The following is a 13,435-nucleotide window of genomic DNA, read 5'->3' on the forward strand; positions in this document are numbered from 1 at the left end:
CTCAAAAAATTATAAAAGCGCTTTTTAAGGCGCTTTTTTTAAGATGTATAAATCACTTTCGATATACTTAAATAAACAATCTAACGCTGCTCCTTTAGTAGTGTTTAGATTGTTTTTTGGTTTAATGATGTGTTATAGTCTTATTAGGTTTTGGATAAATGGATGGATAGAAACGCTTTACATTCAACCAAAATTTCATTTTTCTTATTATGGCTTTTCATGGGTAAAACCTTTAGGTCAATTTACGTATCTACTTTTTGTATTTTGCTTTGTAATGGCGTTTTTAGTTGCAATTGGATACAAGTATAGATTGGCAATTATAGGTTTCTTTTTAAGTTTTACTTATATAGAATTAATGGATAAAACCACTTATCTAAACCATTATTACTTTATAAGTATTTTAAGTTTCTTATTAATTTTTCTTCCAGCAAATGCTAGGTTTTCTTTAGACAGTTATTTTAAAAATAAAAGCTTTAAGCAAGTTCCAACTTGGACAATAGATTCGGTAAAACTGTTATTAGGACTTGTCTATTTTTTTGCAGGTATAGCAAAACTTAATAGTGATTGGTTGTTTAAAGCCATGCCATTAAAAATATGGTTACCTTCTAAATATGATTTACCATTTTTAGGCGAAACGTTGATGCAACAAAACTGGTTTCATTTTGCGATGAGTTGGTCTGGTATGTTGTACGATATTTTAATTCCGTTTTTATTACTCTATAAACGCACAAGATGGTTTGCATTTATTTTGGTTGTTATATTTCATGTGTTTACGCGAGTGCTTTTTAACATAGGAATGTTTCCGTATATCATGATTGTATCTACGCTGATTTTTTTCGATTATAAATTTCATCTAAAAATTATCAACTTTATCAATAAAAGTCTTTCAAAATATAAAAAGAGCACCATTTCGTTTTTACAAACATTTCCTTCTAAGTTAAATATTCAAAAGCGAATTGTGTTGCTTTTTTTCGTCATTCAATTAGTATTTCCTTTTAGATATCTATTATATCCAGGTGAATTATTTTGGACTGAAGAAGGGTATCGATTTTCTTGGCGTGTTATGCTTATGGAAAAAATGGGAATTGCAACTTTTAAAATTGTAAATGGTGAAACAGGCGAATTTTTTTACGTAGAAAATTCTGATTTTTTAACCAGCTTTCAAGAAAAGCAAATGAGCTTTCAGCCAGACTTTATATTAGAATACGCACACTTTTTAGGCGATCATTTTACAAAACAAGGACATAAAAATATAGAAGTATATGTGCAAAGTTATGTTGCATTAAATGGAAGACAAAGTTCTTTATTTATAAATCCTGACGTAAATTTGTACGCTATAAAAGAAACTTTTAAACCCAAATCTTGGATATTACCTTTTAACGATGACATTAAAGGACTATAATTTTATAATTACTGCAATTTTATTAAGTGTTGTGTCTTACGCGCAACAAACAATAACAGGTAACGTTGTTGCAAAATCTACACAATCTCCAATACAAGATGTGTTAATTTATGATAAACAATCAGGATTATTAACACAAACCAATGCTAACGGAAGTTTTACGTTTACGACAGAAAAAGAAACACTAACATTAGCATTTTTTACTTATGAATTTGAAATTGAAGAACGTACAATAAACACAAACACAACAACTAATTTAAATATTGAATTAGAAGACTTAACGCAGCAATTATCTGAAGTGCAGTTAACCGCAAGAAAAGCAGAAGTGTTTCAACTACAACGTTTAAAAGATGTTGAAGAAACTGCGATTTATGCAGGTAAAAAAACCGAAGTCGTGCTTGTCGATCAATCTTTAGCAAACCTCGCCACCAATAATAGTAGGCAAATTTACAGTCAAGTTGCAGGATTAAATATTTTTGAAAACGACGATGCAGGTTTACAATTAAATATTGGCGGACGAGGATTAGATCCTAACAGAACGTCAAATTTTAATACCAGACAAAATGGTTACGATATTAGCGCCGATGTTTTAGGATATCCAGAAAGTTATTATACGCCAGCAGCCGAAGGTTTAGAGCAAATACAAGTTATTAGAGGCGCAGCATCTTTACAATATGGGACTCAATTTGGTGGTTTGATTAATTTTAAAACTAAAGCGCCAAATGCCAATAAACCATTAGAACTTATTACGCGTAATACCGTTGGTAGTTTTGGTTTGTATACCAACTTTACAAGTGTTAGCGGTACAAAAAACAAATTTAGCTACTACAGTTACTTTAATTACAAAAAAGGTGACGGATTTAGACCAAATAGCGAGTTTGAGTCTAAAAATATTTTTGGTCATATTGGTTATCAACTGTCTGATAAAACAAAATTAGAAGGCGAAGTAACCTACATGCGTTACCTAGCGCAGCAAGCTGGCGGATTAACAGATAGAATGTTTAACGAAGATCCATTTCAAAGTAACAGAAAACGAAACTGGTTTCAAGTAGATTGGTTTTTATATAACTTAAAATTAGCGCATCAGTTTTCAGAAAAAACTAACTTTACTTTTAACTTTTTTGGATTAAAAGCACAACGTAATGCATTAGGTTTTAGGACCAATCGTGTTAATCAAGAAGACGCTAATCAAGAACGAGATTTAATAAAAGGCGATTTTAGTAATTTTGGTTTTGAAAGTAGATTGCTAACCAAATACAAGCTATTTAATAAAGATGCTACTTTTTTAATAGGAACAAAGTTTTACAAAGCAAACAATACCGAACAGCAAGGTCCAGGAACAGCAGAAGGAAATCCGAATTTTAACTTTGCAACACAGCAATATCCAAATTATCCAAACCAATCAAAATACGAGTTGCCTAACCTTAATGTGGCTGTTTTTGGAGAACATATTTTATATCTATCCGATAAATTTTCATTAACACCAGGTTTTAGATTTGAATACATCAAAACCGAAAGCGAAGGTTTTTATCAAAACATAAACACAGATTTTGCTGGTAATGTTATTTTTAGTGAAACGGTAGATACGTTTCAAAATTTCGAGCGTTCGTTTGCATTACTTGGTTTAGGTTTAAGTTATAAACCTACTACCAATTTTGAAACCTATGCTAATATTTCTCAAAACTATAGATCGATCACCTTTTCAGATATAAATATTTCTAATCCAGCATTTCAAATCAATCCAGATATTACAGATGAAGAAGGTTTTACTGCCGATTTAGGTATTAGAGGAAATTTAAAAAACTACGTGTCTTATGATGCTAATATTTTTGGATTATTCTATAACAGAAGAATTGGATTTATTACCAAAGATAGAGGCGATGGACGCATTGTAAGTGAAAGAGGAAATATTGGAGATGCAGTAATTTATGGATTAGAGTCTTTAGTAGATTTCAATTTAAAAAAGGTGCTAAACCTAAATGACGATTTTAAGTTAAATACATTTTTAAATACTTCTGTAATTACATCAGAATATGTGTCTAGTAAAGCTAATGCTGTAGAAGGAAATAAAGTAGAATTTGTGCCAGAATTTAATCTAAAAACAGGTATTAAATTTGGATATAAAAACGCGTTGTTAAATGTGCAATATTCGTATTTGTCAGATCAGTTTTCAGATGCAACAAATTCGAGTTCTCAAGATGATCTAAGCGGAGTGATTGGGCTAATTCCAGCTTACGATGTGTTAGATGTGTCTTTAAGTTATACTTACAAAAGGTTTAAATTAGAAACTGGCGTTAATAATGCGTTAGACAATTATTACTTTACAAGACGTGCTACAGGATATCCTGGACCAGGAATTATACCATCTGCACCACGTAATTATTATGCAACATTACAAATGAAATTCTAATTACTATTTTAAAACAGTCTAAATACAAACTGTTGCAAAACAGTTGTTTAAATTCATTCTAAAAAGATATTATCATAATTTTAATTGAATTTAAAAATAAAAGTTATGTCAATTAGAATAGGAAACAGTTGTGTAAACTGTCAAAAAATATCAGAAGGTCACTACTGTAGTGCTCACCAAGTTCAAGTTAACGATCATTATACTTGCGATAGTTTTGAAATGCAAGTGGCTTTAAAAAACGATCCAAATTGCGAAACATGCTCTAGATTTAATGAAAAATCTTGTGCTAATCCACAAAAAGCAGCACCAGGAATGTTATGTTCTCATTGGGCACCATTACATGCTGAAGCATAAAAACGACAGATTATAAATAACAAAAAAGCTTACTAAACCAGTAAGCTTTTTTTATTCATAGAGTAAGTTTAATGTAAAATTAAGGTTAATTAGGCTAGTTATTTGTGATAAATAGCTTTTGTTAATTATAATATGATTATCTTTACGCGCAATTAATTCTAATTGCAACATGACAGCACACAATAATAAAATAGTAGGCGAAGGATTAACTTACGATGATGTCCTACTAGTTCCAGCGTTTTCTGAAGTACTTCCACGCGAAGTCAATATTCAATCAAAATTCACAAGAAATATAACTATTAATGTGCCTATAGTTTCTGCAGCTATGGATACAGTTACCGAAAGTCGTATGGCGATAGCTATGGCTAGAGAAGGTGGTATTGGTGTGTTGCATAAAAACATGACCATAGAGGAGCAAGCGACTAAAGTACGTAAAGTAAAACGTGCAGAAAGCGGTATGATTATAGATCCAGTAACCTTGCCAACTACAGCAATTGTTGCAGATGCTAAACAAGCTATGAAAGAGCATAGTATTGGAGGTATTCCTATTGTTGATGCCACAGGAAAATTAAAAGGTATTGTAACTAATAGAGATTTACGTTTTGAGCATCAAAATTCTAGACCAATTGTAGAAGTAATGACTAGCGAAAATCTAGTAACAGCACCAATTGGTACGTCTTTAAAAGATGCAGAGAAAATACTTCAGCAAAATAAAATTGAAAAACTTTTAATTGTAGAAGGTGATAAACTTGAAGGATTAATTACGTTTAGAGATATTACCAAAGTTACTCAAAAGCCTATTGCTAATAAAGATAACTACGGAAGATTACGTGTTGCTGCAGCAATTGGAGTAACAGGTGATGCTGTAGATAGAGCAGAAGCTTTAGTAAATGCAGGAGTTGATGCAATTGTTATAGATACAGCACATGGACACACAAAAGGTGTTGTAAATGTTTTAAAAGAAATAAAGAAAAAATTCCCACAATTAGAAGCAATTGTTGGTAATATAGCGACAGCAGAAGCTGCAAAATATTTAGTAGAAGCTGGCGCAGACGCGGTAAAAGTAGGAATTGGACCAGGATCTATCTGTACAACACGTGTTGTTGCAGGTGTTGGTTTCCCACAGTTTAGTGCTGTTTTAGAAGTTGCAGCAGCAATAAAAGGAACAGGTGTTCCTGTGATAGCAGATGGCGGAATAAGATATACAGGAGATATACCTAAAGCAATTGCTGCAGGTGCAGATACAGTAATGTTAGGCTCATTATTAGCAGGTACAAAAGAAAGTCCAGGAGAAACTATTATTTACGAAGGTCGTAAGTTTAAGTCTTATCGTGGAATGGGATCTGTAGAAGCGATGAAGCAAGGTAGTAAAGATCGCTATTTTCAAGATGTAGAAGACGATATTAAAAAATTAGTTCCAGAAGGAATTGTTGGTCGTGTACCTTATAAAGGAGAGTTGTTTGAAAGTATACATCAGTTTGTTGGTGGATTACGTGCAGGAATGGGATATTGTGGTGCAAAAGACATTGCAACTTTAAAAGAAACTGGACGATTTGTAAAAATTACATCTTCAGGAATTAATGAAAGTCATCCGCATGACGTTACTATTACAAAAGAAGCTCCAAATTATTCTAGATAATTTTAATTAATAAGTAGTAAAAAGCACAACATAATAGTTGTGCTTTTTTATTTGTGTTTGGTTAGAAATTGTTTTCTTAACAGACTTAAACTGTATATTTTAATTAACTGGATTGTATTGTGATTCAATGAAAGAGGTATTACGGATTATAAACTTGTCCACGATGTGGTTTTAAAGCATCACGTATTGGTTTCATTTCACTTTCATTAACCACCATAAAAGCAATGCAATGTAAATCAGACAATTTTTCTACGCCAGTAATATTAAGTTGTGTATTTTTAATCGCGATAAATTCTTTTAAATGTATCACATGATGCTCGGCAATTTTTAAAGCATCTGGTCCTCTAAAATCCCAAATTAGTTTTAATTGTCTCATTAGTCTTCTTTTACAGAAATGCCTTGTTCTGCGTAATTTTTAAAATCTGCTAGATATTTTTTTGTTTGTTTTTTAAAAGCTCTTGGTATAAGCAATAACATTAATCTTGTAGATAAACTAGTTGGAATAAATTCGTTATTACAAGTCCAAATAGTTGTATTACTATCGGTTGCTTCAAAATAATTTTCTTGAATATTATGTATGCCTTTAGTATCAAAGTTAAAATGTAAGGCTTTGTTTTTTTCTTTAAAAGTTAAGGTTTCGGTAAGCGTTAAGTATTGTCTATCAAATAAGTAGTTTAATTGTAAAATAGCTCCAACTTGTCTTGGTGTACCAGAGATATGCTCTACACTATGTAAACCAGATTGCCAGTGTTTTAAATGGTCTATATTTTCTATTAAAGCAAAACAAGTATCAATAGGTTTATCTATTTGGATTTGGGTAGTATATTTCATTACTAATTGGTTGGTACAACAAATATAAAATTTAGAAATTAGGATTTCAATTCAATTTTAAAATAAGATAATAATTCTATCCTACTATCGTTTGTAATTTACTTGTCTAATAATGTAATATTACTATTTTTGCATGTACCTCAAAATAAGTCCTTGATAATATGAAGCTAAGTAATATAGCACTTTTTACGGTTCTATTTTTTTCAACTTTTTTGGTTGTAAAAGCACAAGAAAAACAAATTTTGTTTAGTGTAGAAGATACGCCAGTTTACGCATCTGAATTTAAAAGAGTTTATAAAAAAAATCTAGAATTAGTTAAAGACGAAAACCAAAAAGACGTCGATAACTATTTAGACTTATTTATCAAATATAAACTTAAAATTGCTGAAGCAAAACAGTTAGGATTAGACAAAAAACCTGCATATTTAAGAGAATTTGAAGGCTATAAAAAACAACTTTCTACCAATTTTTTAAGCAATAATCAAGTTACTGAAGCTTTGGTTAAAGAAGCGTACGAGCGATTAAAATATGAGGTAAATGCAAGACATATTTTAGTTAGAATAGACGAAAACGCTCCAGAAAGTCAAGTAAAATTAGCCGAAGATGAAATTAATAAATTACGTGATAGAGTAATTACAGAAGGTTACGATGCTGTAAAATCTATACACAATGGTCGTACTTTATTTGCAGAAGAATTAGGCTTTTTTACCGCTTTTAAAATGGTTTACAATTTTGAAACTGCAGCTTATCAAACAGCTATTGGCGAATGGTCGCAACCATTTAGAACACGTTTTGGATTTCATATAGTTAATGTTTTAGATAAAAGAGAAAACAGAGGTACAGTAACCGTTGCGCACATAATGCTAACCAATAATAACGAAGACAAAGCGCAGGATGCAGAACAACAAATTACAGAGATTTACAAGCGTATAAAACAAGGTGAAAGTTTTGAAGCTTTAGCCAAACAATTTTCTCAAGATAAAAGTTCTAGTAGTAACGGAGGTAAATTAAATCCTTTTTCTTCAGGACAATTAAGCAGTCCAATATTTGAAGAACAAGCATTTTCTTTAGAAACTATTGGGCAAATATCAGAACCATTTAAAAGTAAGTATGGATTTCATATCGTTAAATTATTAGATAGAAAAACAATAGATACTTATCAAAATATGGAAGCCGAAATTAAGGCTCAAGTAAAAAAAGATTCTAGATCAAGTGTAATTAGTGAATCTAGATATAACAACCTGTTAAGTAAATATAATGTTACAGTAAATAATAACGATTTAGATTATTTTACTTCAATCTTAAACAATCAATATTATAAACGTATTTGGCAAGCACCAAAAACTTTAGATAGTACAAAAGTGTTATTTACTTTAGGCGATACTTCTTATAAATATTCAGATTTTGCAAAGTATTTAGAAAATTCTCAAAGAAAAAGACAAGCGCAATTACCATTTAATCAATTAGTTTCGGTTCACTATAGATCTTTTCTTGAAGCTAAACTTATAAAATATCAAGAAGAAAATTTAGAGTTTGAAAATGAAGAATACGCTAATATTTTAAATGAATATCGCGACGGACTTTTACTTTTTGATTTAATGGAAACCAAAATCTGGAATGCTGCAAGAGAAGACAGTTTAGGATTAAAAAACTATTATAAAACCAATAAACAAAACTACTTTTTTGATAAGAAATTAGACGTGGTAATAGCATCTTCAGCTAATAAAAAAGATATAAAAACAGTAGCAAAGTTATTAGAGCAAAATAAAGACATTGCGCAAATTAAAAATCAACTTAATACAGAAGATGAAGTAAATGTTAGTTTTATCGTAGATAAAGTAACTTTAGATCATCAAGCGTTACCAAATAATTTTAAAGCACAACAAGGTGTTTCAAAACCATTTAAACATAATAATGCATATAGTGTAGTAAAAGTAAATAGTATTATTCCAAAACAGCAAAAAACGTTTGAAGAAGCTAAAGGAAAAGTTATTAGTGATTTTCAAGAGTTAAAAGAAAAACAATGGTTAGAAAACTTGTCTAAAACATACAAGGTGACGATAAACCAAGATGTATTAAAACAAGTAAAAAAGGATTTAAATTAGTTACTGGTTGAAAAACTTATTATACATATTAATTACAGCTAGCTTATTACAATCTTGCGATTATTTTAAAACAGCGCAAACCGAAAATGCTATTGCAAGAGTAAACGATGTCTATCTTTATCAAGCAGATTTAAAAAAAGCATTACCAGAAAACCTATCTACAGAAGACAGTACAATTTTTGCAAATAATTTTATAAACCAATGGGCAACACAGCAATTGTTAGTTCAAGGTGCAGAAGTAAATTTAAGTGATAAAAAATTAGAAAAATTTGATAGGTTAGTAACACAATATAAAAACGATCTTTATAGTAAAGCGTATTTAGAAGCTTTAGTCACAAAAAACTTAGATACAGCAGTATCTGTAGAGTCTGCATCTACCTATTACGATAGTAACAAAGAAGCTTTTAAGTTAAATGAAGATTTAATTAAATTTAGATACATAAACATAGAGCCAAATCGATTAGATTTAGAAAGTATTAAACAAAAATTTAAAAGGTTTAATACTCAAGATAAAAAAGAATTAGATTCGATAGCCATTCAATTTAAGTCATATTCTTTAAACGATTCTGTTTGGATACGATTAGATCAAGCAATCACAAAAATTCCTGCAGTAACTTTAGAAAATAAAGACGAATTGTTAAAAAAATCTAATTTTATACAACTCAAAGATTCATTAGGATTATATTTGATGCAAATTAATGATGTATTATTACGCAATAGTACAGCACCATTAGAATACGTCAAGCCAACTATTAACCAGATTGTTATCAACAAACGCAAACTGGAATTAATAAAGCAATTAGAAAAGGATATTAAGAAAGATGCCATTAACAACAAACAATTTGAAATTTACAATTAAACAAAAAACGTTAAATGTATTAGCGTTTTTATTAGCAGTAACAGTAGGATCTGCCCAAGAAATTATAGAAGAAAATACGCCGCAAACGGTAAAAGATTCGGTAGTAAAAACAGGAGCATTAAAAGTAGATGGCGTAGCAGCAGTTGTTGGAGACTATATAATTTTAGATAGTGATATAGACAAAACATTATTACAATTAAAAGCACAAGGCGCATCTACAGCAAACTTTGATCGTTGTCAATTATTTGGTAAACTGTTAGAAGATAAACTATACGCGCATCAAGCAATACAAGATAGTATAGAAGTAAATGATGCCGAAATAAGATCAAGAGTAGATCAACAAATCAATCAGTTTTTACAACAAACTAACGGTAGTATGGACGAGCTTTTAGAGTTTTATAAAAAAGACGACGAAGTTAGTTTTAGAGAAGAAATGTTTGAAATTAACAAAAGCAACATGCTTGCTGCAAAAATGCAAGATAAAGTTATAGAAGAAGTAGAAGTAACTCCAGAAGAAGTTAGACAGTTTTTTAACAACATACCAAAAGAAGAACGTCCAAGATTTGGAACAGAACTTAAAGTGGCTCAAATCGTAATAGAACCAAAAGTTTCAGACGAAGAAAATCAAAGAGTAATAGACCAATTAAAAGAATATAAGCGTCAAGTAGAAGAAGAAGGAAGAAGCTTTACAAGTAGAGCCGTATTATATACAGAAGATGGTGCATCTAAAAAAAATGGAGGACTTTATACTTTGAATAGAAGTAAACCAAGAATGGTAAAAGAGTTTCGTGAAGTAGCTTTTTCATTACAAGAAGGAGAAATTTCAGAACCATTCAAAACAGATTATGGCTATCACATTATCTATTTAGAAAAAATTAGAGGACAAGAATACGATGTAAGACACATATTATTAATGCCTAAAGTGTCTGATGATAAAATAAAAGAAGCTAAAGAAGAAATAGAAAAAATTAGACAAACCATTATAGATGGTGATATCTCTTTTGCAGATGCAGCAAAAGAATTTAGTAATGAAAAAGAGACCAAATACCAAGGAGGACAATTAATAAATCCTGCAACTCAAGATTATAACTTCGAGTTAACAAAAATGGATCCAGAATTATACGGTCAAATTCAAGACTTAGATAACAATGAGGTAAGTCAAGTTATTACAGATCAAGATCGTACAGGAGCAATAAAGTTTAAGCTAGTAACAGTTACAGATAGAATAGACGAGCATGAAGCAGACTATGGTCGCGATTACTTAAAAATAAAAGACCTAGCTTTAAACGAAAAACGCTTTGAAGCTATTGAAAAATGGCAAGACGAAACCATTAAAGAAACTTATATTAAAATTAGCGAAGCTTACAGAAATTGCGATTTTAAAAGTAACTGGTTAAAAAAATAAACAAAGCTTATGTCAGACGTTGCTGCAGTAAAAAATCTAGTCACAAAATACAATCAATTAAAAGCCGAAGTTGCAAAAGTTATCGTAGGTCAAGACGATGTTGTAAATCAAATCCTGATTTCAATATTTTCTGGCGGACATGCCTTATTGGTTGGTGTACCTGGTTTAGCAAAAACGTTAATGGTAAATACAATTTCTCAAGCATTAGGACTTGATTTTAAACGTATACAGTTTACACCAGATTTAATGCCTAGCGATATTTTAGGTAGCGAAATTTTAGATGAAAATAGACAGTTTAAATTTATAAAAGGACCAATATTTTCTAACATTATTTTAGCAGACGAGATTAACCGTACACCACCAAAAACACAAGCTGCACTTTTAGAAGCTATGCAAGAAAGAGCAGTTACAGTAGCAGGTCACCATTATAAGTTAGATTTACCATATTTTGTTTTAGCAACACAAAACCCAATAGAGCAAGAAGGAACATATCCGTTACCAGAAGCTCAGTTAGACCGTTTTATGTTTGCTATTAATTTAGAATATCCAACTTTTGAAGAAGAAGTGCAAGTCGTTAAAGCAACAACTTCAGATGTTAAACCAACTGTAAACGCGCTATTTTCTGCTCAAGAAATTACAGATTTTCAGCAGTTAATTAGACGTATTCCAGTAGCAGATAATGTAATAGAGTACGCTGTAAAAATGGTTGGTAAAACTAGACCAAATAGCGATTCAGCTTCAGATTTAGTAAAGCAATTTGTAGATTGGGGCGCAGGACCAAGAGCATCTCAAAACCTTATTTTAGCAGCAAAAACTCATGCAGCTGTTAATGGTAAGTTTTCTCCAGATATAGAAAATGTTCAAGCTGTTGCAATTGGAATTTTACGTCACAGAATGATTAAAAACTATAAAGCAGAAGCCGAAGGTATTACTATAGAACAAATCATTAAAGATCTTTTTTAAAATGAATCTGAAAAAATTTCTAATCCCATTATTACTACTTTTACTTGGTTTTGGATTAACTATAGTTGGAGCTTTGCTTAAAATTCAACATTGGCCTTACGGAAATGTGATTTTAACCTTAGGAACTTTCGTAGAGTTTGCTGCACTTTTTTATGCTATTATTGTACTAATTAAGATATATCGTAATAAGTACTAAAAAATCCTCTAACATATTTTGAAAGCGATCACAACATATAAACATCGTATTTTTGGTTTAGATGTGGTTAGAGCTATCGCTATTTTACTTATTCTTTGTTCGCATTCTACAATTTTATTATTCCCGAATTCTGAAGCGACGCTAGTAAAATTCATTCAATTTTTTGGAACAATTGGAGTAGATATTTTTTTTGTGTTAAGTGGATTTTTAATAGGCACAATTCTTATAAAACACATAGAAAGTAATCAAATTAAACCAAGACATTTTGTTCAGTTTTGGGTACGTCGCTGGTTACGTACGTTACCAAATTACTATTTAATTTTAGTCATAAATATTGGTCTAGCTTTTTTGTACAAGACCGAAATTCCAAATCAGCTTTTTCATTATTTCTTTTTCCTTCAAAATGGTTTTCATCCAATGCCAGACTTTTTTACAGAATCGTGGAGTTTAACTATCGAAGAATTTGCCTATTTATTAGGACCAATACTATTAATGCTCATAGCCTTGTTTGTTAAAAGATTAAACAAATGGTCATTTCTAATTATGACCTTTATAGTTATTATAGCTTTTATTTTAAGTAAGATTATTTTTCACTTCAATACTATAAATACTATACAAGATTTCAACTGGAGTCATTCTTTAAGAAAAGTTGTAATTACAAGAATAGACAGCATTTATTATGGATTTATAGGTGCTTTTTTAAGTATGTATTACACATTGTTTTGGAATAAAATAAAGTATAAAAGTTTCATTTTAGGTAGTTTAAGTTTTGTAATTATTCATGCCATTATCTTTATAAATAAGTTAAATCCAGATAACTACTTGCAGTTTTTTAATATTTGGTATTTACCATTAGTATCTATTAGTATTTTAATGTGTTTTCCTTTAGTTTCTAATTGGAAAAAACAAACTAATTCAATAATTACTAAAATTAGTTTATGGTCTTATTCTTTGTATTTAGTTAACTATTCCATCGTATTATTATCGTTTAAACATTTTATAAATTTAGAACACAGTTCAGGCGTTTTTAAGCTAATTATTTTAATTGGGTTTTGGAGTATTTCTTTCCTACTATCTTATATTTTATACACTTATTTTGAACGTCCTATTATAGAATTTAGAAACAATCTAAATAACTGATAGCTTTAATATTAAGTATAATATTGTTAATTTATTATTTTATAGCTATTCAAATTGTTGTTATTGTAAAAAATACATTAAAATTTGATTAAATATTGAAAATAATTTATCGTTTCTCTCTTTTTGTTATA

12 protein-coding genes are annotated in these 13,435 nt (G+C 30.1%); 10 read left to right on the top strand and 2 right to left on the bottom strand.

The features are described 5' to 3' along the window. Positions 1–43: 43 nt before the first annotated feature. From IFB02_RS10295 to guaB, 4 genes are all read left to right on the top strand, one after another. Positions 44–1,402: an HTTM domain-containing protein gene (locus IFB02_RS10295; protein WP_106687287.1), complete on the top strand. Its 1,359-nt coding sequence runs from the start codon at positions 44–46 to the stop codon at positions 1,400–1,402. Beyond that, entirely contained in the window at positions 1,383–3,812 is a 2,430-nt protein-coding gene (locus IFB02_RS10300) for a TonB-dependent receptor domain-containing protein (RefSeq protein ID WP_106687288.1), read from the top strand. The genes IFB02_RS10295 and IFB02_RS10300 overlap by 20 nt, the downstream gene beginning before the upstream one ends. A 105-nt stretch (positions 3,813–3,917) precedes the next feature. Further along, on the top strand, positions 3,918–4,166 hold the full coding sequence (locus tag IFB02_RS10305; protein ID WP_106687339.1) for a hypothetical protein: 249 nt from the start codon (positions 3,918–3,920) through the stop codon (positions 4,164–4,166). A gap of 169 nt (positions 4,167–4,335) precedes the next feature. After that, the gene (guaB, locus tag IFB02_RS10310; protein ID WP_106687289.1) at positions 4,336–5,805 is read left to right on the top strand and encodes an IMP dehydrogenase; all 1,470 of its coding nucleotides are present in this window, start codon (positions 4,336–4,338) and stop codon (positions 5,803–5,805) included. Between the two features lie 139 nt (positions 5,806–5,944). Here the strand turns inward: guaB and IFB02_RS10315 are convergent, their stop codons facing one another. After that, the gene (locus IFB02_RS10315) at positions 5,945–6,181 is read right to left on the bottom strand and encodes a hypothetical protein (protein ID WP_106687290.1); all 237 of its coding nucleotides are present in this window, start codon (positions 6,179–6,181) and stop codon (positions 5,945–5,947) included. Further along, the gene (locus IFB02_RS10320) at positions 6,181–6,636 is read right to left on the bottom strand and encodes an SRPBCC family protein (protein ID WP_106687291.1); all 456 of its coding nucleotides are present in this window, start codon (positions 6,634–6,636) and stop codon (positions 6,181–6,183) included. The genes IFB02_RS10315 and IFB02_RS10320 overlap by 1 nt, the downstream gene beginning before the upstream one ends. 161 nt (positions 6,637–6,797) lie before the next feature. Between IFB02_RS10320 and IFB02_RS10325 the strand changes: the two genes are divergently transcribed. From IFB02_RS10325 to IFB02_RS10350, 6 genes are read left to right on the top strand one after another with little or no spacing between them, the layout of a single operon-like run. After that, entirely contained in the window at positions 6,798–8,741 is a 1,944-nt protein-coding gene (locus IFB02_RS10325; protein ID WP_106687292.1) for a peptidylprolyl isomerase, read from the top strand. Between the two features lie 7 nt (positions 8,742–8,748). Beyond that, entirely contained in the window at positions 8,749–9,600 is an 852-nt protein-coding gene (locus IFB02_RS10330) for a peptidylprolyl isomerase (protein ID WP_106687293.1), read from the top strand. After that, on the top strand, positions 9,563–11,005 hold the full coding sequence (locus IFB02_RS10335; RefSeq protein ID WP_106687294.1) for a peptidylprolyl isomerase: 1,443 nt from the start codon (positions 9,563–9,565) through the stop codon (positions 11,003–11,005). Before IFB02_RS10330 ends, IFB02_RS10335 begins: the two co-directional genes overlap by 38 nt. Positions 11,006–11,014: 9 nt before the next feature. Next, entirely contained in the window at positions 11,015–11,968 is a 954-nt protein-coding gene (locus IFB02_RS10340; protein ID WP_106687295.1) for an AAA family ATPase, read from the top strand. Between the two features lies 1 nt (position 11,969). Then, a complete protein-coding gene (locus IFB02_RS10345) occupies positions 11,970–12,164 on the top strand; it encodes a GldL-related protein (protein ID WP_106687296.1) in 195 nt (64 codons plus the stop codon). 18 nt (positions 12,165–12,182) lie between these two features. After that, positions 12,183–13,304 carry an acyltransferase family protein gene (locus IFB02_RS10350; protein WP_158256262.1) on the top strand — a complete coding sequence of 374 codons (1,122 nt, stop codon included), beginning with the start codon at positions 12,183–12,185 and terminating at the stop codon, positions 13,302–13,304. Positions 13,305–13,435 lie beyond the last annotated feature (131 nt).

This window comes from Mesoflavibacter profundi (assembly GCF_014764305.1).
In the GTDB taxonomy this organism is placed as follows: domain Bacteria; phylum Bacteroidota; class Bacteroidia; order Flavobacteriales; family Flavobacteriaceae; genus Mesoflavibacter; species Mesoflavibacter profundi.